This is a genomic window from Streptomyces sp. NPDC030840, assembly GCF_055572015.1.
Genome location: NZ_JBVIEE010000011.1, coordinates 186,127 through 211,318, shown reverse-complemented (window position 1 = coordinate 211,318; position 25,192 = coordinate 186,127). Strand labels below are relative to the sequence as shown.

The 25,192-nt window shown below is 71.4% G+C and carries 19 protein-coding genes and 1 pseudogene; 13 read left to right on the top strand and 7 right to left on the bottom strand.

Annotation, left to right across the window (positions count from 1 at the left end; translation table 11 throughout):
* Window positions 1–204: 204 nt before the first annotated feature.
* Both ACZ49J_RS24290 and ACZ49J_RS24285 read left to right on the top strand, forming a co-directional pair.
* Window positions 205–609, top strand: a complete 405-nt coding sequence (locus tag ACZ49J_RS24290) for an organic hydroperoxide resistance protein (RefSeq protein WP_467452763.1) — start codon at window positions 205–207, stop codon at window positions 607–609.
* A 65-nt stretch (window positions 610–674) separates the two neighbouring features.
* Window positions 675–1,835: a serine hydrolase domain-containing protein gene (locus tag ACZ49J_RS24285; RefSeq protein ID WP_467452563.1), complete on the top strand. Its 1,161-nt coding sequence runs from the start codon at window positions 675–677 to the stop codon at window positions 1,833–1,835.
* A gap of 60 nt (window positions 1,836–1,895) precedes the next feature.
* On the opposite strand, the gene ACZ49J_RS24280 is transcribed toward ACZ49J_RS24285, so the two are convergent.
* Window positions 1,896–2,171, bottom strand: coding sequence for a DUF1876 domain-containing protein (locus ACZ49J_RS24280; RefSeq protein ID WP_467452564.1), 276 nt, complete (start codon window positions 2,169–2,171; stop codon window positions 1,896–1,898).
* 137 nt (window positions 2,172–2,308) lie between these two features.
* On the opposite strand from ACZ49J_RS24280, the gene ACZ49J_RS24275 reads away from it, so the two are divergent.
* Window positions 2,309–2,725 (top strand): hypothetical protein, encoded by a 417-nt coding sequence (locus ACZ49J_RS24275; protein ID WP_467452565.1) that lies wholly within the window; start codon window positions 2,309–2,311, stop codon window positions 2,723–2,725.
* Between the two features lie 184 nt (window positions 2,726–2,909).
* A complete protein-coding gene (locus ACZ49J_RS24270; protein ID WP_467452566.1) occupies window positions 2,910–3,593 on the top strand; it encodes a maleylpyruvate isomerase family mycothiol-dependent enzyme in 684 nt (227 codons plus the stop codon).
* A 28-nt stretch (window positions 3,594–3,621) separates the two neighbouring features.
* Here ACZ49J_RS24270 and ACZ49J_RS24265 read toward each other — a convergent pair.
* The 5 genes and pseudogenes from ACZ49J_RS24265 to ACZ49J_RS24245 form a co-directional block, all read right to left on the bottom strand.
* Window positions 3,622–3,708: pseudogene (locus ACZ49J_RS24265) on the bottom strand (EamA family transporter); the annotation flags it as partial.
* Window positions 3,705–4,220 (bottom strand): YbaK/EbsC family protein, encoded by a 516-nt coding sequence (locus ACZ49J_RS24260; protein WP_467452567.1) that lies wholly within the window; start codon window positions 4,218–4,220, stop codon window positions 3,705–3,707. The pseudogene ACZ49J_RS24265 and the gene ACZ49J_RS24260, both read right to left, overlap by 4 nt.
* Before the next feature lie 196 nt (window positions 4,221–4,416).
* The gene (locus ACZ49J_RS24255) at window positions 4,417–6,129 is read right to left on the bottom strand and encodes a penicillin-binding transpeptidase domain-containing protein (RefSeq protein WP_467452568.1); all 1,713 of its coding nucleotides are present in this window, start codon (window positions 6,127–6,129) and stop codon (window positions 4,417–4,419) included.
* Between the two features lie 100 nt (window positions 6,130–6,229).
* A complete protein-coding gene (locus tag ACZ49J_RS24250; RefSeq protein ID WP_467452569.1) occupies window positions 6,230–7,858 on the bottom strand; it encodes a penicillin-binding transpeptidase domain-containing protein in 1,629 nt (542 codons plus the stop codon).
* Between the two features lie 232 nt (window positions 7,859–8,090).
* Window positions 8,091–9,809 (bottom strand): dolichyl-phosphate-mannose--protein mannosyltransferase, encoded by a 1,719-nt coding sequence (locus ACZ49J_RS24245; RefSeq protein ID WP_467452764.1) that lies wholly within the window; start codon window positions 9,807–9,809, stop codon window positions 8,091–8,093.
* 92 nt (window positions 9,810–9,901) lie between these two features.
* Between ACZ49J_RS24245 and rsmI the strand changes: the two genes are divergently transcribed.
* The 9 genes from rsmI to ACZ49J_RS24200 all read left to right on the top strand — a co-directional run bounded on the left by rsmI (window position 9,902) and on the right by ACZ49J_RS24200 (window position 21,434).
* Window positions 9,902–10,753, top strand: a complete 852-nt coding sequence (gene rsmI / locus ACZ49J_RS24240) for a 16S rRNA (cytidine(1402)-2'-O)-methyltransferase (RefSeq protein ID WP_467452570.1) — start codon at window positions 9,902–9,904, stop codon at window positions 10,751–10,753.
* Between the two features lie 544 nt (window positions 10,754–11,297).
* Window positions 11,298–11,732 (top strand): hypothetical protein, encoded by a 435-nt coding sequence (locus ACZ49J_RS24235; RefSeq protein WP_467452572.1) that lies wholly within the window; start codon window positions 11,298–11,300, stop codon window positions 11,730–11,732.
* A 47-nt stretch (window positions 11,733–11,779) separates the two neighbouring features.
* Complete coding sequence (locus ACZ49J_RS24230) at window positions 11,780–12,652, top strand: TatD family hydrolase (RefSeq protein ID WP_467452573.1); 873 nt, start codon at window positions 11,780–11,782, stop codon at window positions 12,650–12,652.
* A 181-nt stretch (window positions 12,653–12,833) separates the two neighbouring features.
* Window positions 12,834–14,213, top strand: a complete 1,380-nt coding sequence (locus tag ACZ49J_RS24225; protein ID WP_467452574.1) for a ubiquitin-like domain-containing protein — start codon at window positions 12,834–12,836, stop codon at window positions 14,211–14,213.
* Window positions 14,214–14,507: 294 nt separating this feature from the next.
* Complete coding sequence (rsmA, locus tag ACZ49J_RS24220) at window positions 14,508–15,404, top strand: 16S rRNA (adenine(1518)-N(6)/adenine(1519)-N(6))-dimethyltransferase RsmA (protein ID WP_467452576.1); 897 nt, start codon at window positions 14,508–14,510, stop codon at window positions 15,402–15,404.
* On the top strand, window positions 15,401–16,318 hold the full coding sequence (locus tag ACZ49J_RS24215; protein WP_467452577.1) for a 4-(cytidine 5'-diphospho)-2-C-methyl-D-erythritol kinase: 918 nt from the start codon (window positions 15,401–15,403) through the stop codon (window positions 16,316–16,318). The genes rsmA and ACZ49J_RS24215 overlap by 4 nt, the downstream gene beginning before the upstream one ends.
* A gap of 227 nt (window positions 16,319–16,545) precedes the next feature.
* Window positions 16,546–18,357 (top strand): ABC-F family ATP-binding cassette domain-containing protein, encoded by a 1,812-nt coding sequence (locus tag ACZ49J_RS24210; RefSeq protein ID WP_467452578.1) that lies wholly within the window; start codon window positions 16,546–16,548, stop codon window positions 18,355–18,357.
* Between the two features lie 318 nt (window positions 18,358–18,675).
* Complete coding sequence (locus ACZ49J_RS24205; RefSeq protein ID WP_467452580.1) at window positions 18,676–20,451, top strand: outer membrane protein assembly factor BamB family protein; 1,776 nt, start codon at window positions 18,676–18,678, stop codon at window positions 20,449–20,451.
* A gap of 278 nt (window positions 20,452–20,729) precedes the next feature.
* A complete protein-coding gene (locus ACZ49J_RS24200) occupies window positions 20,730–21,434 on the top strand; it encodes a helix-turn-helix transcriptional regulator (protein WP_467452582.1) in 705 nt (234 codons plus the stop codon).
* Window positions 21,435–21,602: 168 nt separating this feature from the next.
* Here ACZ49J_RS24200 and ACZ49J_RS24195 read toward each other — a convergent pair whose 3' ends face one another.
* The gene (locus tag ACZ49J_RS24195) at window positions 21,603–25,112 is read right to left on the bottom strand and encodes a DNRLRE domain-containing protein (RefSeq protein ID WP_467452584.1); all 3,510 of its coding nucleotides are present in this window, start codon (window positions 25,110–25,112) and stop codon (window positions 21,603–21,605) included.
* Window positions 25,113–25,192 lie beyond the last annotated feature (80 nt).

The following is a 25,192-nucleotide window of genomic DNA, read 5'->3' as shown; positions in this document are numbered from 1 at the left end:
GGGTAGGAACACTGCTCCTACCGGAAAGTACCTTGTGCGCGATGTACTTGTGCGCACTTGACCCGGGGGGAGCCGGCCATGATGGACACGAGAGACGCGACGACTGAGGGCGTCACCGCGGACGGCGTCACCGCGAACGGCGTCACCGCCGCGGACGGCGTCACGGAGGGCACGGCCGTCGTCGACACCCGCCCGGTGAAGATCATGTACGTCGCCGAGGCCACCGCGCACGGCGGCCGGGACGGCTACGTCACCAGCCAGGACGGCCACATCGACGTGCGGGTCGCCATGCCGCCGGAGATGGGTGGCGACGGCAGCGGCACCAACCCCGAGCAGCTCTTCGCCGCCGGGTACAGCTCCTGCTTCCACAACGCCCTGGTCCTCGTCGGCCGCCGCGCGGGCTACGACCTGACCGGCTCCACGGTCGCCGCGAAGGTCGGCATCGGCCCCAACAAGCAGCGCGGCTACGGCCTCGCGGTCGCCCTCAGCGTCTCCCTCCCCGTCCTCGACCAGACCGTCGCGGCCAAGCTCGTCGACGCCGCCCACCAGGTCTGCCCGTACTCGAACGCGACACGCGGCAACATCGACGTCACCATCGTGCTGGGCTGAGGAATCGAAGGCTCCGGGCGGGTGTTGCACCCCATGGCGTAGGTGAGCGAACAGGGAGCACGGGCGTGGACGTGAACGGCACGGTGGCGGAGGGCTTCGAGCCGGTCAGGGACGCGTTCGTCAGGAACTTCGAGGAGCTGGGGGAGCGGGGCGCGGCGGTCGCCGTGTACCGGGACGGCCGCAAGGTCGTGGACCTGTGGGGCGGCACCCGGGACGTGGACGGAGACGCCCCGTGGGAGCAGGGCACCGCCCAGGTCGTGCGCTCGGCGACGAAGGGCGTCGCGGCCGCCGTACCGCTGATGCTGGCCGAGCGCGGGAAGCTGGACCTGGACGCGCCCGTCGGCGCGTACTGGCCGGAGTTCAAGACCCACGGCAAGGAGCGGACCCTGGTCCGGCACGTGCTGAACCACCGGGCCGGACTCCCGTACCTCGACCGGCCGTTGACCCCCGACGAGGCGCTGGACCCGCACCGGGGCCCCGAGGCGGTCGCAGCCCAGGCCCCGGCGTGGGAGCCGGGCACCGACCACGGCTACCACCCGCTGACGTACGGCTGGATGGTCGACGAGTTGGTGCGGCGGGTCACGGGACAGTGGACCGGCGCGTGGATCGCCTCGGAGATCGCCGCGCCGCTCGGTCTCGACCTGTGGCTGGGACTGCCTCACGAGCAGGCCGCCCGGGTGGGCCGCGCCGGCCGCACCGAGGCACCCGAACCCGTCGGCGGCCTCCGCCTCCGCCCGAAGCGCTCGGTCACCGAGGCCTACGAGGACCCGTCCTCGCTCACCCGCCGGGCCTTCGCCGCGATCAGCCCGTTCCCCGACCAGAACGACCCCGCCTACCGGGCGGCGGCGCTCCCCGCCACCAACGGCATCGCCACGGCGGACGGACTGGCCCGCTTCTACGCGTCCCTGATCGGGGAGGTGGACGGCACCCGCCTGTTCACCCCCCGGACCATGGAGTCGGCCCGCGCCGAGGAGTCCGCGGGCCCCGACCGCACCCTGATCGTCGGCACCCGCTTCGGCCTGGGCTACATGCTGCACGGCAGCGCGTCACCACTGCTCGGCCCCGGCTCCTTCGGCCACCCCGGCCGGGGCGGCCCCCTCGGCTTCGCCGACCCCGCCTCGCGGATCGCCTTCGGCTACGTCACCAACGGTTTCCGCAAGACGGTGACGGCCGATCCCCGGGCCCAGGCGCTGGTGCGGGCGGTACGGACGGCTGTCGCGGGCTGACGCACCAGCCCACTCAGGCCACTCAGCCCCCTTGACCAAAGCTCGTCCCGCTGCCCGCGCTCAGAGCGCGATCGGGTGGGACGTCCTGCCGGACGCCTCGTCGATCTCGTCGTGCGCCTTGGTGAGCAGTTTCATCGCCAGCTCGTTCAGGGCCCTCGCCCCGGCGACCTCCTCACCGACCCGCGGCTGATTGGAGTCGGTGTGGTGGCGGCTGGCAAACCCGTGGGCCCGTACCTCGTTCCCATCGGGCAGCCGCACGAGAGCCGCCGCCTTGGTGCGCTGATCGTCCTCCTCGAACTCCAGCTCCACGTGCCATCCCACTGCGGTGTGCATCATCACGATCACCTCCGGAACCGCTGCTTCCAGAGTGCTCCTCCCCGCCCGCCGATGCACGACGTCGGCCGGGCCCGGCCCAGGCCCAGGCCGTTTCAGCCCCTGTAGCCTGGCCTCGCTGTACGTGGGGGGAGCTGATCGTGGAGAACATCCTGTCCGTGGCCATCGGCGCCGCTGTCGGCCTCATAGGGGTCGTGTTCGGTTCGTGGTTCACCGCGCGCCGACAGGACCGCATGTGGCTCCGCGAACAGAAGCTGAAAGCCGGGATCGGCTTCAACACGGCCGTAGTTCAGCTACTGGACTACCTGAAGGAAACACAGCTGAGTGACGATGGTCCCGGAGCCAACGAGTTGGCGAACCAGATGCAAGAAGCGCGCTCAGCTCTCTATCTGCTCTGCGCCAGTGACACCGTCGATCTCGCCAATGCTCTCGCGCGTCGGGTCTGGAGCACCCGGCCCACCGAAGGCAGGGACGATCGCAAGGCCGATCACCAAGAGACGTTGGACCTCCTGCGCCGCTTCACCCACCAGCTCCGGCAGGAGATCGCCAGATCGTAGTCTCCATCGGATCACCGGGCGGACCAGAGGAAGACCGCTGACGTGCCCGTACTGCGAACTGGCGAACGCACACCAGCCGCCGTTCCTGCCGAGGGCGGAACACAGTTGGGCATGGTCACGGCGTTGCGCCGCCATCCCGTCGATCCCGCTGTTCCACCAGTTCTGCCCGGGTAGCTTGATCGGCATGGATCAGGGGCGGGTAGTTGAAGCGTTTCGTCTTGAGGCCGGGGAACTCGCGCGGGCGATGAGCGGGGTGTCGGCGGCGGAGTGGCGGCTGCCGACGCGGTGTGCACCGTGGACGGTGAGTGACTTGCTGGCTCATGTCCGGGTGGTGATCGCCTGGCTGCCGGGCATGCTGGCCGCTCCGGCGCCGACTCACGCCGAGGTCACGGCGGTGGAGTACTACCGGCCCGATGACCGTTTCGCTCCGGACACCAACGCGGCTCGGGTAGCTCGGGCCCAACAGCACGCGGCCGAACAACTCAGCGGTGCCGCGCTCGCCGACGACTTCACCGCCACCTGGCAACAGGTGGACCGGCTGTGCCGCGCCGAGCCCGAAGGGCGTGTGGTGCGCACCCGGCACGGTGATCCGATGCTCCTGTCGGAGTTCCTGCTGACGCGCGTGGTCGAGGTCGCCGTGCACGGCCTGGACCTGGCCGACGCCCTGGGGCGCGAGCCGTGGCTGACTTCCCGGGCCGCGGATTTGGTGCAAGACCTTCTGCTCGGCCCGGATGGGGCAGCGGCACTGGACAAGTTGGGATGGGGCCAGCTTCGTTTCCTGCGCAGGGCGACAGGGCGCGAGGCGATGACCGGAGAGGAAGCATCAGACGTCAGCCGCCTGGGCATCCGATGGCTCACGCTGGGTTGAGAAGGCCGCCAACTGAGGTGGATCACCGCTTCTCGGCGACGCGGTGGGCGATCGCGTTCCCGCCGGCGTGTGTGACCGCGGCGAGCTGGACGGCCGCGGTCACGGTCGGGGTCACGCGGTGCGTTCCCGTACGTCGACCAGGGTGGCGCCCGCGTGGGTGACCAACTCCTTCGGGGCCATGGGGAACACGGTGTGCGGGGTGCCGGCGGCCGCCCACACGGTGTCGTGGTCCAGCAGTGAACGGTCCGCGAGCACACGCGTCTTCGTGCGGTGCCCGAAGGGCGGCACGCCGCCGATCGCGTAACCGGTCGTCTCCCGTACGACGTCGGGCCTGGCGCGCGTCACCCTCTCGGCGCCCACTTCGCGCCGTACGAGTTCGACGTCGACGCGGGAGGCTCCGTCCATGAGGACCAGCACGGGGACGCCGTCGGCCGCGAAGACGAGGGACTTGCAGATCTCGCTGAGTTCGCAGCCGATCGCGGCGGCGGCCTCGGCGGCGGTGCGGGTGGCGTCCGGGAAGCGGCGGATCTTGTCGTGGAGCTCGCCGAGTCCCAACTCGCCGAGCGCCTCGGCGAATCGGGGGCTGGCGCCGGAAGCGGTGGGGGCGGGGGCGTCGGAAGTGGTCATGGACGGCACGGTAGCGGTGTGTGTATGCGGCATGCGACTGGGTTACCGGGTGTGTTGCGCACCCGCCGCCCCTGCCCGTCCCGTCCCCAGGGGCTCCGCCCCTTCAACCCCGCGCGGGGCTCCGCCCCAAACCCCGCTCCTCAAACGCCGGAGGGGCTGAGGATTCAGCCCCTCCGGCGTTCGAGGGAAACGTCGGTCAGCTGCCCGCCTTCAGCAGCGCCGCCACGATCGGACCGGCCGACTCGCTGCCGTGGCCGCCCTGCTGGACCACGCCCGCCGACGCGAGGTCGCCCTTCCAGGCGGTGAACCAGCCGTTGGGCTCCTTCTGGCCGTCGACCTCCGCGGAGCCGGTCTTGGCACCGTAGTCGGGGCCAAGACCGGCCATGGCCTCGGCCGCCGTACCGGCGGCCGCCGTGTACTGGAGGACTTCCTTCAACTGTGACTGGACGGACGGCGACAACGTGCGGGAGGCGGTGGCGAGGGTGCGGTTGTCCACCGACGGGGACACCAGGTACGGCTGCTTGAAGACGCCCGTCTTGGCCGTGGAGACCACCGACGCCATGTTCAGCGGGTTCATGCGCACCCCGCCCTGCCCGATCAGCGACGCGGCCATCTGCGCGGCACTTTGCACCGGCACCGAACCGTCGAACGTCGGCACTCCGACGGCCCAGTTGTTCATGCCGAGCCCGAAGACCTGCTGGGTCTCCTTCGTCAGCGAGTCGTTGTCCAGCTTCTTGGCCTGCGAGATGAAGGCCGTGTTGCAGGAGCGCGCGAAACTCGCCTTGAACGTGCCGCCCTTGATCTCGAACTTGTCGTCGTTCTGGAACTTCCAGCCGCCGTACGTCACGTACTTGGGGCAGGGGTGGCCCTTGTTCGCCGAGGCGAGGCCCTTGTCCATGAGCAGCGCCGACGTCACGATCTTCATGGTGGAGCCGGGGGCGAGCGAGCCCTGGAAGGCGACGTTGAAGTTCGGGTTGGAGTTCGCCACGGCCAGGATCTCGCCGGTCGAGGGGCGCATCACCACGACCGAGGCCTTCTTCTTCGCCGCCACCTGCTGCTCGGCGGCCTTCTGCAGGGTCGGGCTGAGGGTGGTCTTCACAGTCCCGGGCGTGCCCTTGCTCAGCTCCAGCAGGGTCTTGTCCGAGGCCTCCTGGTCCGCTTTCTGGTCCGCCTTCCCGTCCTCTTTCCCTTCCTTCGAGGACTTCGCGTGGACCACGCGCAGTTCGATGCCCGCCTTGCCGCCGGCCTTCTTGCCGTACTTCTCGCGCAGACCGTCCAGCACGGTCCCCAGGGACGGGTACGTGGCGGCCGTCAGCTCGCCGCCGTCCCGGTCGAGCGCCTTCACCGGGGGCGTGCCCGACTCGCCGGTGACCAGCCGGTCGCCCTCGCCGAGGTCGGGGTGGACCACCGACGGCTTCCAGCCGACCAGCGGCTTGCCGTCCTTGGCCCGCCGTACGACGGTCAGCGACGACTCGTACGCGATCGGCTTGCTGGGGACGCCCTTGTAGGACACGGTGCCCTTCACGGAGAAGGCGACCTTGTCGCCCGTGCGCTTGCCGCGGGTGAGCGTCACATCGGTGATGTGGGCGTCCTCGCTGAAGCCGGTCAGCGCGGTCCTCGCGGCCGCCGAGTCGTCGGTGGCGGCCGCCGCCTTCCTGACGGAGTCGCCCTGCCAGGCGGTGAGGAACGTCGTGGCGGCGGTGGTGACCTCCTTCGCCGACAGCGGGCCCTTCTTCACGGGCTTGCTGTCGGCGGCGGGGGACGAGCCGTCCTCCGCCGCGGCGCCCCCGCCGACCAGGGCGTACGCGCCGAACGCGCCGCCGCCCACGAGCGCGGCGATCAGCCCGCCCACCACGAGCGGGCGTTTGCTGCTGCTCTTTTCCTCGGTGACGCGCCTTCTCTTGCCCACAGCCCTACGTTCCTCCGCTGTAACCCGGCCCCCGCTGCCATCACGCTCCTCAACGAGAACGACGGCACCACCCTAGAGTCCCGGTGTGACAGGAGTGACGTCAGCCGGCGGCTCGTAGCACGGTTGCGACAATCGGACCGGCCGCGTCGCCGCCGTGGCCGCCCTCCTGGGTCACGGCCGCGGCCGCGACGTCGCCCCGGTAGCCGGTGAACCAGCTGTTGGACTTGGCCTGTCCGTCGACCTCGGCGGAGCCGGTCTTGGCGCCGATGCTGCCGGTGAGCTGGGACATCGCGCCCGCCGCGGTGCCGCTGGTCGCGGTCCGGTTCATCATCTGGCGCAGCTGCGCCACCGTGCTCGCCTTCAGGCCCTGGGCGGTGGCCAGCTGCCGGCCGTCGAGCCGTTGCGGGACGATGACCGGCTGGCGGAAGGTGCCCGTCATGGCGGTCGCGGTGACGGAGGCCATGTTCAGCGGGCTCATCTGCACGTCGCCCTGGCCGAGCATGTTGGCGGCCGTGTTGGGGCCGCCGGAGGCGGGGACCGAGCCGTCGAAGGAGGGGATGCCGACCTTCCAGTTGTCCCGGCCGAGCCCGAACCGCTCCTGGGCCTCCTTCGTCAGCGAGTCGACCCGCACCTCGTCCGCGTACTTCACGAACGCGGTGTTGCAGGAGCGCGCGAAGCTCTCGGAGAGGGTCGCGTTGTCGTTCGGGGTCATGCCGTCGAGGTTCTTGAAGGTCTGGCTCTGCCAGGTGGCGGTGGACGGGCAGGGGGCCGGTCCGGTCGCCGTCGTGATCCCGTTGTCGATGAGCGTGGCGGCGCTGATGATCTTCATGGTGGAGCCGGGTGCCAGCTCGCCGAGGAAGGCCGCGTTCCACCCGTCGTTCCGGTGGTTGGCGACGGCCAGCACCTCACCGGTGCTCGGCTTGACGGCCACCACCGACGACTCGGAGAACTCCGCGACCGCCTTCTCGGCCGCCGCCTGCGCGGTGGCGCTGAGCGTCGTCCTCAGCTCGCCCGCCCTGCCCTTGGCGAGGGTGACCAGCGGAGTGTCCCCCTCACCTTCCCCGCTGTGCCGGATCGCGAGCTCGATCCCCGGCTCGCCTCCCGCCTTGTCGCCGTACTTGTCCCGCAGGGCGTCCAGGATCGGCCCGAGGGAGGGGTACTTCTCCTTCGTGAGCTCGACGCCGTCGCGGTCCACGGCCTTGATCGGCGGGGCCGCGGCCTCACCCGTGACCAGCGTGTCGCCCTTGCGCAGCTTCGGATACACGACGGCGGGGTTCCAGTCGACCAGCGCCTTGCCGGTCGTCTCCCCGCGGACGACGGTCAGTTCGCTGTCGTACGCGAGCGGCTTGCTCTTCCCCTCGTACGACACCGTGGCCTTCACCGAGAACCGCACGGTCCGGCCGGACGCCGTCCCCTGCGTGATCTTCACGTCACGTATGTGCGCGGCGCCGCTGTACGCGGCCAGCAGGTCCTCGGCGTCGGACGCGAAGTTCGTGTAGTCCGCGGCCTCGGCCGCATCCCCCTTCTCCCAGGCCGCGAAGAACTTCCGGGTCGTATCCCTGACCTCGTCCCGGCTCGGCGGCCCGGTCTTCACCACGGGCGTGTCGGCCGAGGCGGAACCCCCGTCCTCGCTGAGCGCACTCACGACGTTGTACACGCCGTACCCGGCGCCCCCCACCATCACGGCGAACACCCCGCCGACGACGGCGACCTTTGCCCCCTTGCGCATCGCGCGATTCCTCCCCGTTGACGCCCTCGCGGGCGATACCCCCTGAAGCATCCCGAACAATTTCTGAACGTGTTCAGAAAGCTTGGTCGTTGGCACTGTAAGCGACCTGAGGGGCGGCTGCGGAAGGAGTTGCCCGAAAGTTGGCCGAAGCGAGATCAGTTGTATGGCTCAGATCCATGGCTCAGGTGTGGGGCCCAGATTCATGGCCCAGGTCTGAGGCCAGGTCCGTTGTTCAGACCCAGGTGTCCAGCCACATTCGCGACCGCCACGAGTCGATCGGGATCGCCGTGCCCGTGTACAGGGGCCAGAAGTAGATGAAGTTCCACGCGATCAGCAGGACCAGGACGCCCGCGCCCGCCGTTCCCACGACGCGGCGGCGCTCCGTGGAGCCCGGGGGGCCGAGGATCGCGCCGGTCATCATGGCGACGGCCAGGCAGAGGAAGGGCAGGAACACGATCGAGTAGAAGAAGAAGATCGTGCGCTCCTGATACATGAACCAGGGGAGGTAGCCGGCCGCGATACCGCAGGCGATGGCGCCCGCGCGCCAGTCGCGGCGGAAGAGCCAGCGCCACAGGACGTAGGCCACGGCGAAGGCGGCGGCCCACCACAGCAGCGGCGTACCGATGGCCAGGACCTCGCGGGCGCACTTCTCGCCCGCGTCCGCCGGGCAGCCGTCCTTGCCGGGCACCGGGGACTCGTAGAAGTACGAGACCGGGCGGCCGTCGACGATCCAGCTCCACGGGTTCGACTGGTACGTGTGCGGTGACGACAGGCCCACGTGGAACTTGTAGACCTCGTGCTCGTAGTGCCACAGGCTGCGCACCCAGTCGGGCAGCCAGGTGAAGTCGCCGCCCTTGCCCGCGGTCGCCGCCCAGTTGCGGAAGTAGCCGCCCGAGCCGTCGCTGGGGGAGAGGATCCAGCCGAGCCAGGAGACCAGGTAGGTGGCGACGGCGACCGGGACGGTGGCGAGGAACGTCAGGCCCGTGTCGCGCCTGAGGACCGTCGCGTACGGATGCTGGGCACCGGCGGTCCGGCGGGAGCCGACGTCCCACAGCACCGCCAGCACGCAGAACGCGGCGAGGACGTACAGGCCGCTCCACTTGGTGCCGCAGGCCAGGCCCAGGCAGAGGCCCGCCAGCCAGCGCCACGGGCGTGGACCGAAGCGGGTGGCCTCCGCCACGTGCGCGTTCGGGCGGACCACCCCGTCGCCGTCCGGTGGCAGCGCGGAGGCGAGCCGCTGCCTCGTCCTGTCCCGGTCGATCACCAGGCAGCCGAACGCGGCCAGCACGAAGAACATCAGCACCTGGTCGAGCAGCGCCGTGCGGCTCATCACGAAGTGCAGTCCGTCCACCGCCATCAGCGTGCCCGCGAGACAGCCGAGGAAGGTGGAGCGGAAGAGCCTGCGCCCGATCCGGCACAGCATCAGCACGGAGAGCGTCCCGAGCAGCGCCGGCATGAAGCGCCAGCCGAACGGCGTGAACCCGAACAGCCACTCACCGATGCCGATGACGTACTTGCCGATGGGCGGATGCACGACGTACGCCGGGTCCGTGGGGATCGGCACGTTGCCGTTGTTCTGCAGGATGAGGTCGTTGGCGTTCTTGGCCCAGTTGACCTCGAACCCGCGGTGGATGAGCGCCCACGCGTCCTTGGCGTAGTACGTCTCGTCGAATATCACCGCCTTCGGGCTGCCCAGGTTCCAGAACCGCAGCAGCCCGGCGAGCAGCGTGACCAGCAGCGGGCCGCCCCACGCCGACCAGCGTGTGATCCGGACGGCCACCTCCTCGCGCAGCCCGAGCACGGCCCACAGCCGGGGGCCGGGCCGGGTGTACGGGGGCACCAGCCGGTCACGGACGTCGCCTCTCGGCCTCGCCGTGTATCCGAACCGGCGCAGCCGCTGCTGCCACGACGGCCGCTGGTCTTCGACGGCGTGGCCCTGCCGGTTGTCCATGGAGGACGCGGTACTCGCGGTACTGGTCACCGCGCCATCGTAGGGAACACGTCTGTGGGAGTCCCGTGTATGGCCCCTGCGAGGATGGAAACGTGACAGGAACCCTAGTGTTGGCAGGCACCCCCATCGGCGACATCGAGGACGCCCCGCCCCGGCTCGCCGAGGAACTGGCCGGCGCGGACGTGATCGCCGCCGAGGACACCCGGCGGCTGCGGCGCCTGACGCAGGCGCTGGGCGTGCAGCCCTCCGGCCGGGTCGTGTCGTACTTCGAGGGCAACGAGTCGGCCCGTACGCCCGAGCTCGTCGAGGCACTGGTGGGGGGCTCGCGCGTGCTGCTCGTCACGGACGCCGGTATGCCGTCGGTGTCCGACCCGGGGTACCGGCTGGTCGCCGCGGCCGTGGAGAAGGACATCCGTGTCACCGCCGTGCCGGGGCCGTCCGCCGTGCTCACCGCGCTCGCGCTGTCCGGGCTGCCCGTGGACCGGTTCTGTTTCGAGGGCTTCCTGCCGCGCAAGGCGGGCGAGCGGCTGTCACGCCTGCGGGAGGTCGCGGACGAGCGGCGCACGCTCGTGTACTTCGAGTCTCCGCACCGGCTGGACGACACGCTCGCGGCGATGGCCGAGGTGTTCGGGGCGGCGCGGCGGGCGGCGGTGTGCCGTGAGCTGACGAAGACGTACGAGGAGGTCAAGCGCGGGCCCCTGGGCGAGCTGGCCTCGTGGGCGGCCGAGGGAGTGCGCGGGGAGATCACGGTGGTGGTGGAGGGGGCGCCCGAGAGAGCCGAGTCGGTCGGCGCGGAGGAGCTGGTGCGGAGGGTGCGGGTGCGGGAGGAGGCGGGGGAGCGGCGCAAGGAGGCGATCGCGGCGGTGGCTGTGGAGGCGGGGGTGGCCAAGCGGGTTGTCTTTGACGCGGTGGTGGCCGCGAAGCGGGAGCGCTCCGCTGGGTGAGCCGGTTTCGGGGTGCGCCGTTGGGGGTGCGGTTTGTTGCGGGGTGCGGGTTGTGTGGGGTTGTTCGCGCGGTTCCCCGCGCCCCTTTTGTTCGCGCGGTTCCCCGCGCCCCTTTGGGGGTGCGCCGTTGCGGGTTTGGTTTGTTGCCGGGTGCGGGTGGTTCGTGGCTGGTCGCGCGGTTCCCCGCGCCCCTGGCGGGGGCGTCGTCGGGGGTGCGGTTCGGTGCGGGGCGCGGGTGGTCTGTGGCTGGTCGCGCCCACGCGGCGGAGCCGCACATTCAACACAGCCCCGCGCCCCCATGGGGCGCCCCTGCGCCCCATGGGTGGGTAAATGCGCCCCGGGGAAAAGCAAAGCTCAGGCCTTGTGTCAGGGGGGTTGGTGCAAGGGGAGGCCAAGACCGCTCCAATACTCGACAGGGCTGATGCGCTCCTGTCCGCGGAGCAGTCCACTGGAGGGCAGGGACGCACCCGTCCTTCGCCCCCACTGGGATTCAAGGGGGAATCCCGCGCCGTGGGGGCTTGCCCAGCGGACAACAGGAGCTGGCATGACCGAGAGCGCAGGGCAGATCGGCCACCGCGGCACGGCGACCTCCGTCGTCAACGAGTCCTATTCCTTCGCCTGCATGCGCTGCGGGTACGGCTGGGAGCAGGCGTACGAGATAGAGCACCACATCGATGGCGACGGCCAGGAGTTCGTGATGTACGTGGCGAACGGAGAGGTCGTCCCGTCGCCGCTGTCCAAGCCCACCTGCCAGAACTGCGACAACCACGTGGTGCGCATCATGAAGGCGGGGCAGGTGTCCTCGGTGCAGAGCCACCTCCACCGGCAGCCCCGCCCGGTGCCGCGGCAGGCCCGGGCGGACGAGGGCCAGGAGCACGAGGGTCAGAAGAACGAGGGTCAGGAGCCCGGGGGAGTCAGGGGCGACCATCACTGGCACTTGTCCGACCTTCTGCACCCGTTCCAGCGCAAGGCGAGCTGACGGCCACCGGACGCCGTGAGGGCATGCCCCCTTCGTAGGATCGGGGCATGCCTTCGAACACCTCCGGCGCGCCTCCGCTCCCCGAGCCCCTCCGCGTTCCCGTCGCCGACTCGCACACCCACCTCGACATGCAGACCGGCACGGTGGAGGAGGCCCTCGCCAAGGCCGCCTCAGTGGGAGTGGCCACGGTCGTGCAGGTCGGCTGCGACGTGAAGGGTTCCCGCTGGGCGGCGGGGACGGCGGAGGCGTACGAGAACGTCCACGCGGCCGTCGCGCTGCACCCCAACGAGGCCCCGCGCATCGTCCACGGCGACCCCGACGGATGGTCCCGTCAGGGCGCCCGGGAGCCCGGCGGGGACACGGCCCTGGACGACGCGCTCGCCGAGATCGACCGGCTGGCCGCGCTGCCGCACGTGAAGGCCGTGGGCGAGACCGGGCTCGACTACTTCCGCACCGGGCCCGAGGGCAAGGCGGCGCAGGAGCGGTCCTTCCGGGCCCACATCGAGATCGCCAAGCGGCAGGGCAAGGCCCTTGTCATCCACGACCGCGAGGCCCACGCCGACGTGCTGCGCATCCTCAAGGAGGAGGGCGCCCCGGAGCGGACGGTCTTCCACTGCTACTCCGGCGACGCGGAGATGGCCGAGGTGTGCGCCGAGCACGGCTACTTCATGTCCTTCGCCGGCAACGTGACCTTCAAGAACGCCCAGCCGCTGCGCGACGCCCTCGCCGTGGCCCCGCTGGAGCTGGTCCTCGTGGAGACCGACGCGCCCTTCCTGACTCCGGCGCCGTACCGCGGACGGCCCAACGCGCCGTATCTCATTCCGGTCACGGTCCGGGCCATGGCCGCCGTGCGGGGCATCGGCGAGGACGCGCTGGCGACGGCGATCGAGGCGAACACTGCGCGCGCGTTCGATTACTGAGGGGTAACGCTTTCGGTACAGCCGCGGGGCCGTTCGGGTGATCAAGGTCACCCGCCGCGCGCCCGTGTCGCCACGCTGCGTAGTCGCGTTGCTTGGGAGAGTGAGGGCCGCTCCATTAGGTTGCGGTCGCCCGATCCGGTCACCGGCCACCGGCCTCCGGCCTCCCGAGGAGCGTGTCGTCGTGAGCAGAGCGCAGCACGAGACGTATGGCGAGACGTACGGCGAGATGTTTGGCGAGACGTACGGCGCGGCGTACGGACCGATTCCCTTCCCTCCGTCGTACGGCGACGGTCTCGGGACCCATGAGGCGGTGACCCTCCCCTACGGCCTGTACCAGGACACGTACCGTCCGGCCTACGAGGCGGCGGCGGAGCCGGTGGTGTTCCGGCCGGATGACCCGGCGCTCGGGAGAACCGGCGGCCGGGCCCGTTCCCGGCGGGCCGCGCGCCGCAGACGCGCGGCCGAGCGGCCGGTGCCGTTGCGCCGCCTGGTCCCGCAGGCGCTCGTGGTGGCGTTCCTCGCCGGTGGCACGTCCGCCTTCGTCGCCAAGGACAAGGCGATCGAGCTCAACGTCGACGGGAAACCGCGCACCCTGCACACCTTCGCGGACGACGTGACCGAACTGCTCGCCGACGAGGGCGTCACCGTGGGCGCCCACGACGTGGTGGCGCCCGCGCCGGGCACCGCCCTGGCGAGCGGTGACGAGGTGGCGGTTCGTTACGGGCGGCCGGTGCGCCTCACCCTCGACGGACAGCGGCGCCGGGTGTGGACGACGGCGCACACGGTGGACGGGGCGCTCGAACAACTCGGGGTGCGCGCGGAGGGGGCGTACGTGTCGACCTCGCGCTCCCGGAGGATCGGGCGTGAGGGGCTGGAGCTGGACGTCCGCACGGAGCGTACGGTCACGATCGTGGCGGACGGCCGCGCGCGGACGATCCGTACGAACGCGGCGACCGTGCGGGAGGCCGTGGAGGAGGCCGGGATCACGCTGAAGGGGCAGGACACGACGTCCGTTCCGCAGAGTGGCTTCCCGCGGGACGGGCAGGCGGTCACGGTGCTGCGGATCACCGGGTCCAGGGAGGTCCGCGAGGAGTCGATCCCGTTCGACGTGCGCCGCACCGACGACCCGTCCCTCTTCCGGGGCACGGAGGTCGTGGAGCAGGCGGGCCGACCGGGGGTGCGGCGCGTCACGTACTCCGTGCGTACCGTCAACGGGGTCCGGGAGAGGCCGCGGCGGATCCGTTCCGAGGTGGTGCGGGAGCCGCGGACGCAGGTCGTGAAGGTGGGGACGAAGCCGATGCCGACGTCCGTGCGGGGAGCCGATCATCTGAACTGGGCGGGGCTGGCGGCGTGTGAGTCCGGGGGGCGGGCCGATGCGGTGGATCCGTCCGGGACGTACGGGGGGCTGTATCAGTTCGATACCGGGACGTGGCGGAGTCTCGGGGGGAGTGGGAGGCCTCAGGACGCGTCGGCGGCGGAGCAGACGATGCGGGCGAAGAGGCTGTATGTGCGTCAGGGGGCGAGTCCGTGGCCCCACTGCGGGGCGCGGCTGCACGGCTGAGGCCGAGGGAGTCCTGTCTCGCCCCCGCCGCCCCTACCCGTCCCTCCCCACTCTCGGCTCCGCGCGAGCGGGGGGACCCCCATCCGGGGCTCCGCCCCGGACCCCGCTCCTCGAACTCCCCCAGCTACCGCTGGGACGTGCCCCCAAGGGGCTGGAAAATCCAGCCCGTCCAGCGTTTGGGGACGAGGCCGACAGGCCGATGCGGGGTCCGGGGCACAGCCCCCAGTGATGGGACGGGCAGGGGCGGCGGGGGCGAGAAACAACCCAGCCGCCACCCACCCGTACCCTTGGCACGTGAGCAGTCCCACCCCCGACGCCCTGCTGGGCCCGGCCGACGTCCGTGACCTGGCGGCAGCCCTCGGCGTACGCCCCACCAAACAGCGCGGCCAGAACTTCGTGATCGACGCCAACACCGTACGGCGCATCGTCCGCACCGCCGAGGTACGCCCCGACGACGTGGTGGTCGAGGTGGGACCGGGACTCGGCTCCCTCACCCTCGCCCTGCTGGAAGCCGCCGACCGCGTCACGGCCGTCGAGATCGACGACGTACTCGCCGCCGCCCTCCCCACCACCGTCACCGCCCGCATGCCCGAGCGCGCCGACCGCTTCTCGCTCGTGCACTCCGACGCGATGCACGTACGGGAACTGCCGGGCCCCGCGCCCACGGCCCTCGTCGCCAACCTCCCCTACAACGTGGCCGTCCCCGTGCTGCTGCACATGCTGGAGACCTTCCCGAGCATCGAGCGCACCCTCGTCATGGTGCAGTCGGAGGTCGCCGACCGGCTCGCCGCCCCACCGGGCTCCCGGGTGTACGGCGTACCGTCCGTCAAGGCCAACTGGTACGCCGAGGTCAAGCGGGCGGGCGCCATCGGCCGCAACGTCTTCTGGCCCGCGCCCAACGTCGACAGCGGACTGGTCTCGCTCGTCCGCCGCTCCGAGCCGGTCAGCACCGCGGCCTCCCGGCAGGAGGTCTTCGCCGTCGTCGACGCCGCCTTCGCCCAGCGCCGCAAGACCCTGCGCGCCGCCCTCGCCGGCTGGGCGGGATCGGCCGCCGCCGCCGAGGCCGCGCTCGTGGCCGCCGGGGTCTCGCCGCAGGCGCGCGGGGAGTCCCTCGGCGTCGAGGAGTTCGCCCGTATCGCGGAGCACCGTTCCGCGCACACCGCAGAGCACGAGGAGCCCGTCCAGCCGTGAGCGCGAGCGTCACTGTCCGCGTCCCCGCCAAGGTCAACGTCCAGCTCGCGGTGGGCGGCGCCCGCCCCGACGGCTTCCACGACCTGGCCAACGTCTTCCTGGCCGTCGGCCTGTACGACGAGGTCACCGCGACCGGGGGCGGAGAACCGCGCGTGACGTGCGCGGGCCCGGACGCGGACCAGGTCCCCCTGGACCGCACGAACCTGGCGGCCCGTGCCGCCCTCGCCCTCGCCGAACGGCACGGTCTCGACCCCGCCGTGCACCTGCAGATCGTCAAGGACATCCCCGTCGCGGGCGGCATGGCGGGCGGCAGCGCGGACGCGGCGGGCGCGCTGGTGGCGTGCGACGCGCTGTGGGGCCTGAACACCCCCGACGACGAACTCCTCGCCATCTGCGCCGAGTTGGGCAGCGACGTGCCCTTCAGTCTGGTCGGTGGCGCGGCCCTGGGCACCGGGCGGGGCGAGCGGCTGACGCCCCTCGACGTGGGCGGCACCTTCCACTGGGTGTTCGCCGTCGCGGACGGGGGTCTGTCGACCCCGGCCGTGTACAGGGAGTTCGACCGCCTCACCGAGGGCACGCGCGTTCCCGAGCCGGTCGCCTCGCAGGAACTCCTCGAAGCCCTCGCCAAGGGCGACGCCACGGCCCTGGCGAGCGCCCTCTCCAACGATCTCCAGCCCGCGGCGCTCTCCCTCTTCCCGTCGCTCGCCGACACGCTGGCCGCCGGCCGCGCCGCCGGCGCGCTCGCCGGGCTCGTCTCCGGCTCGGGCCCCACGACGGCGTTCCTGGTGCGGGACGCCCAGGGCGCCGCCGAGGTCGCCGGGGCCCTCCTCGCCTCCGGTACGTGCCGCACGGCCCGCACCGCCACGTCACCGGCGCCGGGGGCGACGGTGATCCGGGGCGCCCGGCGCCGGTGACGCGGACAGCCGTGCGCCCGGGGCGGTGTGGGGGTGCCTGGGGTGGGGCGGCTGCGGGTTCGTTGTGGCTTGTCGCGCAGTTCCCCGCGCCCCTTCCGGGGCGCGAGTCCGCTCGGCGCCCCTGGGGACGGGACGGGTAGGGGCGGCGGTGGCGAAACACCCCCGGCGGGCAGCCGAGCGCGGCGCGTACCCTTGAGGGTCGATCCGCCCCCGCGCTCAGGAGCAAAATGGCCGTCAACCTGGTCAATGTCGAGAACGTCAGCAAGGTGTACGGCACCCGTGCCCTGCTCGACGGAGTCTCCCTCGGCGTCTCCGAAGGCGATCGCATCGGCGTGGTCGGACGCAACGGCGACGGCAAGACCACCCTCATCCGCATGCTCGCCAAGCTGGAGGAGGCCGACACCGGCCGCGTCACCCACTCCGGAGGCCTGCGCGCGGGCGTCCTCACCCAGCACGACTCCCTGGACCCCGAGGCCACCGTCCGCCACGAGGTCATCCGCGACCTCGCCGACCACGAGTGGGCGGGCAACGCCAAGATCAGGGACGTGCTGACGGGCCTCTTCGGCGGGCTCGACCTCCCCGGCTTCCCGCAGGGACTCGACACCGTCATCGGCCCCCTCTCCGGCGGCGAGCGCCGCCGCATCGCCCTCGCCAAACTGCTCATCGAGGAACAGGACATCCTCGTCCTCGACGAGCCCACGAACCACCTCGACGTCGAGGGCATCTCCTGGCTCGCGAACCACCTCCGCGAGCGCCGCTCCGCCCTCGTCTGCGTCACCCACGACCGCTGGTTCCTCGACCAGGTGTGCACCCGCATGTGGGACGTCCAGCGCGGCACGGTCCACGAGTACGAGGGCGGCTACTCCGACTACGTCTTCGCCCGCGCCGAACGCGAGCGCATCGCCGCCACCGAGGAGGTCAAGCGCCAGAACCTGGTCCGCAAGGAACTCGCCTGGCTCCGTCGCGGCGCCCCCGCCCGCACCTCCAAGCCGCGCTTCCGCGTCGAGGCCGCCAACGAACTCATCAAGGACGTGCCGCCGCCGCGCGACACCAGCGAGCTGATGAAGTTCGCCAGCACCCGGCTCGGCAAGACGGTCTTCGACCTGGAGAACGTGACCGTCCAGGCGGGCCCCAAGGTGCTGCTGAAGCACCTCACCTGGCAGCTCGGCCCCGGCGACCGCTTCGGCCTCGTCGGCGTGAACGGCGCAGGCAAGACCTCCCTGCTGCGGGCCCTCGCGGACGCGGCACGCTCCGGGGGCGAGGAGCAGCCCGCCGCGGGCCGGATCGTCGTCGGCAAGACCGTACGGCTCGCCTACCTCTCCCAGGAGGTCGCCGAACTCGACCCGACCTGGCGGGTGCTGGAGGCCGTCCAGCGCGTCCGCGACCGGGTCGACCTCGGCAAGGGGCGCGAGATGACCGCGGGTCAGCTGTGCGAGACGTTCGGCTTCGGCAAGGAGAAGCAGTGGACGCCGGTCGGCGACCTGTCGGGTGGTGAGCGCCGGCGCCTGCAGCTGCTGCGCCTGCTCATGGACGAGCCGAACGTCCTCTTCCTCGACGAGCCCACCAACGACCTCGACATCGAGACCCTCACCCAGCTGGAGGACCTCCTCGACGGCTGGCCCGGCTCGATGGTGGTCATCTCCCACGACCGGTTCTTCATCGAGCGCACGACGGACCGGGTGTACGCGCTGCTGGGTGACGGGGCGTTGCGGATGCTGCCGCGCGGCATCGACGAGTACATCGAGCGGCGCCACGCGATGGAGGAGCAGGCGGCGAGGGCGGCCGCGCCCGCGCCGGCCGTGGAGAAGGCCGCGCCGGAGAAGAGCGCGGCCGACCAGCGGGCCGCGAAGAAGGAACTCCAGAAGATCGAGCGGCAGTTGGACAAGATCTCCGAGAGGGAGACGAAGCTGCACGCGGCGATCGCCGAGAACGCGACGGACTTCGCCAAAGTGGCGGAACTGGACGCGGAGTTGCGGGACCTGGTGGGGCAGCGGGAGGAATTGGAGCTGCGCTGGCTGGAGTTGGCCGAGGACGCGTAGCGCTCCGCGGGTGCGCCGTTGAAGGCTCGGTTCGTTGCGGGGTGCGGGTCGTGTCTGGTTGCTCGCGCCCACGCGGCGGAGCCGCATATCAGACACAGTCCGCGCCCCTTACAGGGGCGTGTCCTGCCCGCCGTGAAGGCCCCGTGAAGGACCGTAACGACCGCATTACGGGCCGGTCCTCCCTTGGGAACGGGGGAGCCGGCCGGGCCCTGCGGGACAGCGCCGCAGTGGTAGAAAGGGCCGTCCGAGTTCGGACTGAGAACCGACACCTCGCGTGACGCGGGTGGCTCAGAAGCAGCGAAGAGGGGGAGCGCGCTGATGACTCAGCCGCCCAGCCGGCCACCGCACAGCGGTTTCGGCCCGCCGCCGGGGCAACCACCGCAGGGGCCGCCGCCCCCGCCCCCCAACCAGCCACCCCAGCCCCCTCCGCCGCCCGCTCCCTCGCAGGGCCCCGGCTACGGCTACCCGCAGCAGGCGCCGCCCGCACCGCCTCAGCCCGGCTACGGCCCTCCGGGCCAGCAGCCCCCGTACGGCCAGCCGCCGCCGTACGGCCAGCCGCCCGCTCATGGCCAGCAGCCGCCCTACGGCCAGCCGCCGCCGTACGGCCAGCCGCCGTACGGCTACCCGCAGCCGGTCCCGCCCCAGCACCCGCAGGGCGGGCGGAAGGTCAACGCCCAGCTGGTCATCATCGTCGCGGCCGTCGCCGCCATCGCGCTGATCATCGGCGGTGGCGTCTGGTACGCCTCCTCCGGGGGCAAGGACGACGACACGGCCAACTCCGCGGACTCCGGCGGCGCCGACGGCCAGGGTGCCGGCGGCGCGTCCGGCGGGAACGGCACCGCCCAGGAGGTGGTGCCCTCCACCACCAGCGCCAAGGTCCTGTTCCAGCTGCCCGCGCCCGAGGTCAGGGAACGGTCACAGGTCGACAGCATCAAGGGCTCCTGGCTCACCGACTCGGTGTACGCCAAGGGCGGTGTCTACAAGATCACGGGATACGACCCCGGCAGCGGCAAGGCCGAGTGGACGCTCCCTCTGAGCGGTCAGATCTGCGCGGCCTCCCGTGAGGTCACCGACGACGGGATCGCCGTCGTCGTGCAGGAGGAGAAGAAGCGAGGCAGCAAGGCCACCGCCGTCCAGCCGTGCAACAAGATCACCGCGTTCCGGGTGGACGACGGCAGGAAGCTGTGGACGAAGGACGCCAGGCTCAGCGGCGAGCCCGTCACCTTCACCCAGGTGACCATCTCCGGCTCCACGGTCGCGGTGGGCGGCCTCTACGGAGGCGCCGCCTTCGACGCGGACACCGGTAAGTCCCTGTGGGCGCCCAAGGTCGGCGAGTGCGTGGACGTCGGCTACGCCGGCGGCCCCCAGCTGGTCGCCGTCCGCAAGTGCGGCCAGTTCGGCGACGAGACGTACGAGGTCCAGCTCCTCGACCCGAAGTCCGGCTCCAGCAAGTGGAGTTACAAGCTGCCCGCCGGTCTCGACAACGCCAAGCTGATCTCCACCGAGCCGGTCGTCTTCGGTGTGGACTCGGGCGAGATCACCGCCACCGGCTTCACGGACGTCTTCTCGCTGGACGACAGCGGCAGGCTCCGTACGAAGATCACCATGCCGAAGGGCAGGTACAAGTCCGACTGCGAGGTCAACAACGTCTGGAACTGCAGGGGCGTCACGGTCGGCAACGACAAGCTGTACGTGCCGACCGAGGAGCACAGCGGCAGCGGGAACGCCCGGACCAACGAGATCGTGTCCTTCTCGCTGGGCACCGGCAAGCCCACCGGCGAGCGGGTCGACGCGGGCGACGGCTACACCCTGTTCCCGATCCGCATGGACGGGCCCGACATCATCGCCTTCAAGAACGGCCCGTACAACAAGGGCGCCCAGGTCGTCTCCGTCGACACCTCCACGCTGAAGACCACCAAGCTCCTGGAGACCCCGGCCTCCCGGGACGTGCTCATCGCGATCAGCAGCATGGTCCCGGACACGGCCGAGATGCTCTACGCCGACGGACGGCTGTTCATGGGCAGGCAGCTGGTCGGCAAGGCGTACTCCGCGGACGAGAAGAGGTACGCGGCGCTCGCCTTCGGCGCGAAGTGACCGGTGTTCGGTGCCGAGTGATCCCATGCGCCCCCGGCTCCCCGGCGGAACGGCCCCGTCCCTGCTCAGGGGCGGGGCCGTGCACTTACCCCTCATCACTCTCGAATGGGAGGGATTTCGATAATCCGGGGCACTTCTCCCGCCAAGGGGAAGCGCAACGTCGAACAAGCGTGTAGCTTCCGTGGGCATGAAGAGCGGGGGCGGCAGGGGGGATCTGTCCCTGGGGACCAGTGGGCGGCCATAGTGGTGATCCATTGGGGGGACTGGGGGGTTGCTCGATGGGAGTGCGGCTCATGGTGGTCGACGACCACCGACTGCTCGCCGAGGCACTGGCCTCGGCGCTCAAGCTGCGCGGGCACAGGGTGCTCGCCGCGGCGGCGCCCGCCGCGGGGGCGGCGGAGCTGGTGATCACCAGGGCACCGGAGGTGTGCCTGTTCGGTACGGCGGCACCCGCCGAGCCGGGAACGTTCGATCCGGTGGCACGGATCAAGCGGGAGCGTCCGCAGGTGGCGGTGCTGGTCCTGGGACCGGTGCCGAACCCGCGCGGCATCGCGGCCGCGTTCGCGTCGGGCGCGTCGGGCTACGTACGGCACGACGAGCGCATCGAGGGCGTCGAGCGCGCGATCATGAAGGCGCGGGCGGGCGAGGCGGCGGTGGCACCGGCCCTCCTCCAGGGCGCCTTCAGCGAAGTGCTCAACCCGGCCGCCCAGCCCGACGACGAGGGCCAGCGCCTGCTCCAGATGCTGACCCCGCGTGAGGTGGAGGTCCTGGTCCGCGTCGCCGACGGCGAGGACACCCGCCTCATCGCGGCCGGCATGGGCATCGCGCCCAGCACCGCCCGCACCCACGTCCAGCGCGTCCTGATGAAGCTCGGCGTCGGCTCCCGCCTGGAAGCGGCGGCGTTGGCGGCCCGCACGGGCCTGCTGGACCGGGCGGGCCCGCTGCCGCGCCCGGTCGAAGAACTGGACGCAGGCCCGGAGTAACGCCTGCGGGGCCCCGCGCCCCAAAGGGGCCGCAGGGCCCCCAAGGGGCGCGGGTCGGTGTCTGATATGCGGCTCCGCCGCGTGGGCGCGACCAGCCACAACAAACCCGCAGCCGGCCGACCACAGCAAGTCCCGAGCTCTCAACGGCTCACCCGGTGGAGCGAACCGTCATCCGAAGCTCAGCTTGGTCGTAGCCCACTCACTCGCCGCACTGATCACCGCCGTCCCCGCCCCCAGCGTCGCCGCCCCGCCCTTGTAGAACTTGACGGTGCCGTCACTCGCCAGGGCCCAGATGTCGGGGATGTCGTCGCCGGTGACGTCGGGCGAGCCCAGGATGTGGGTCGCGGGCACGGTGGTCGGCGACCACCCCTCGGCGTAGACCTCGTCGGCACCCGTCTTGGAGTTCGCCGCGGCGGACAGGGACGCGAGGGTGGAGCCGCCCGCGGTGTCCTTGACGCCGAAGCGGATGTAGAGACGGCTGGAGGCACCGGACCGCCACACCAGGTCGGGGGCGCCGTCCTTGTCGTGGTCGCCGACGGAGACCAGGTCACGCTCCGTCCACGCCGACGAGGCCATCTTGGTGGCGGAGAGGAAGCTGACGCCGGTGTAGCCCTCGAAGGCCCACAGCGAGCCCGCCGTGTCCGTCGCGAACAGGTCCGCGCGGCCGTCGACGTCGTAGTCGCCCACGATGATCTGGGTGAGGGCCGACGGGGCGGGGGCACCCGAGGGCATCCTGACCTTCATACGGCCGGAGATGTCCACGCTGCCGTAGCCGTCGCCGGGGTACACGTACAGCTCGCCGTCCGGCATGCGGGCGAACAGGTCGCCCACGCCGTCCGCGCCCATCGCGTCGCCGCCGTGCGCGATCAGCGCCGGTTTGCCGTCCGCACCCATCCAGTAGCCCGGCAGGTGGTCCTCGCCGTCCTCGTCGGGGTCGGAGAGCAGCCCGGTGCCGTTGTCGTGCGCGGCCTCCATACCGGCGTGCAGGTCGCCGCTCGTGACCGCCGGGTACATGTTCAGGTTGCCCCCGGACGTGATCGCGAACAGGTCCGGTGTGGTGTCACCCGTGACGTCACCCGGCTCGTCACCGCTGTCGCGGGGCGTGACGTAGAACAGGTACTTCGCGCCGAGCGAGGGGTTGCCCGCGCTGTCCACCGCCCGTACGTACAGCACGTTCGGGCCCGCGTTGGGCGGCTTGCGGTTCACCGTCACCGAGGCGCCCGCGCTGACGTTCACGGTGGTGTCATAGGTGGTCGTGTTGAACGAGTACTGGAACTTCGTGATGTCGGTGTCCTCGTCCGGCGCGAACCTGAAGTTCCCTGCCGTACCGAACTTCACCTCCGACCACACCGAGCCGTCCTCGTCGGCGGCCGGGAAGTCGGTGGACGTGACGATCGGTTCGTTGGGCACGGAGCTGTCGAAGAGGAAACGGCACACCTTCGGATCGGCCGTCGGCGAGTAGCTGGAGGCCGCGCCGCTGGAGTCGATGGCGCGCACCCGCCACGAGTACTGGTGGCCGTTGGTGAACGAGGACTTGGAGACGGTGACGGACGCCTTGCCCGCGCTGGTCACGGTGACGTTCTTGTCGAGGATCTTGTCGTCGCCGTAGCCCGTGCGCCACAGCTCGAAGTCCAGGTACTTGAGGTCCTGCCGGGTGGAGGTGTCGTCCGCGTCGGAGGAGGCGGCCGACAGCACCAGGTCGCGCTTGCCGACGTGGACGTACGGGGTGGTGCGGTCACAGCCGCCGCCGGGGGACTGGGCGAGCGAACTCGGCGTCTTCGGCTTGCGGTTGTAGACCATGGTCAGCTTCGGCGCGCTCTCGCCCTCCGCGCGGAACTTCTTCCACGAGTACGCGGAGTCCTCGGTGGAGGCCTGCAGCCCGATCGTCATCTCCTTCCAGCCGCCGTCGGCCGCGTCCTGGGCGACCGACTTCGCGTCGTAGGTGACGTACGCGTCGGGACAGGACGAGTTGTAGCCGTGCGAGAAGGACTTCTTGCCGATCTGCGACTTCTTGTCGGGCTGGTTGTTCCAGGTGGTCTTGGAGGAGATCCCGCTGGTGTGCCACACCTGCATCTCACGGTCCTGGCAGGACCAGGCGTACGTCTCGCGCAGCCGGATCGACGCGGACGAGACGTGCGCCCCCTTGATACTGGTGGACCAGCCCAGCCGGAAGTAGGAGCGGGACAGACCCCAGGTGGTGGACTCGTAGCCGACCCGGGCCTCGGTGGTGCCGCTGTTGTAGTTGGCGCCGTCGTAGAAGCTGGAGGTCGGGTACTTCTTGTACGCCGTGGTCCAGTTCTTGGTCTTGCCGTAGATCGTGGGGTCGATGAAGACCGGGTAGACCGTGTCCTTGTCCTTGAGGTACTCGGCGTCGGGGACGAGGGACAGGGCGGTGGAGCCGGTGCCGGGCGCGCTCAGTTCGGCGCCGGCGAGGGCCAGATGGCTGCCGGGGTCGGCGCCCGCGAGACCGGGGAGGGCGAAGACCTCCTCGTCGGTCAGGGCGGCGGTCAGGGCGGTCCGCACGGTGCGGGTGCCCGCGTACGCGGCCCTGGCCGGGGAGCCCTTCCCCCGCGCACCGCTGCGGAACGCGGCCGGGTCCGCCGACGTCTCGGCGGGCGCGTCGGTGTCCAGCCCGTCCTCGGGTGCCGCGCTCTCCTCGCCGGGCTCCTGACCGGGCTCCTCGGAGTACGACGGCGTGGGCTCGGCGTCCTCCTCGGAGGGCTCCGGGTCGTCCCCCTCGGTGACCGCGTACTTTCCGGCGGAGTCCCACAGGTAGGGGGTGGGGGATACGGCGATGTCCTGGCCGTCACGGTTCCGGCCGGTGACGACCTTCGTGACCGGGTCGAGGTGGAAGGTCAGGTCCGGTGAGGACAGCCCGTACGACAGCTCTGTGAGCGCCGGGTCCGCCGCCGCTTCGGCGCTGTGCACGATCAGCACGTGGCTGAAGCCGCTGGCCTGCGCCGTCAGCAGCAGGTCGACGCCGTCGAACACGTTCCGGTACAGGGCGCTCGCCCCGCTGATCACCGGCTCGGGCAGCTCTCCCGGCCAACTCAGCGTGACCTCGTGGCCGCCGCTGCTGAGGACGGCCAGCTCGGTGTAGTCCTCCGCGTCCGCGGCGGCCCGGACGGCGCGCCCGTCGTCCGCGACGGTGTACACGGCGCCGCGGACGCCGCCGTCGGTGCCGGTGGTGTCCGCGAATGCCTTGCGACCCGTGCCGGTGCCGTCCGTGGACGCCTTGCGCGCCGACCCGCTGATCGGCCCGTCCCCACCCGCCGAGAAGACCACGGGATCAGCGGCGGCCTTCGGGGCCCAGCCGCCGTCGACCTCGACGAGCCTGGTGTCGATGGGCTTCCAGGCGCCGTTCACCTTCGCCCGTACGGGAGCGCCGTAGGCGACCAGCTCGAAGCGGCCGTCCGGGCGGGCGTACGTCGAGGAGGCCTCGTCGCGCAGCGCGGTCACCTCGACGCGCTTGCCGGAGGAGACAGCCCGCTCCAGCGCCGCGTCCTGGTCCACCGGCCCGGAGGCGGACTTCTTCGTGCCGGCCCGGGGGGCGGAGGAATCCGGATCGTCGAGGAGGGGAACGGTGAGCAGCCCGAGGCCCAGCGCGCCCGCGACGAGGGCGGCCACCCCCGCGCGGGCGCGTCTGGACGCGGGCAGGCCGAAGCGACTTCGTTGCATGGTGCTGGGTCCCCTCCCCCTGAATCCCCGAGAACCGGGAACTCCGTGCATCCCCTGTGAATTCCCTGCGCGGCCGGGCG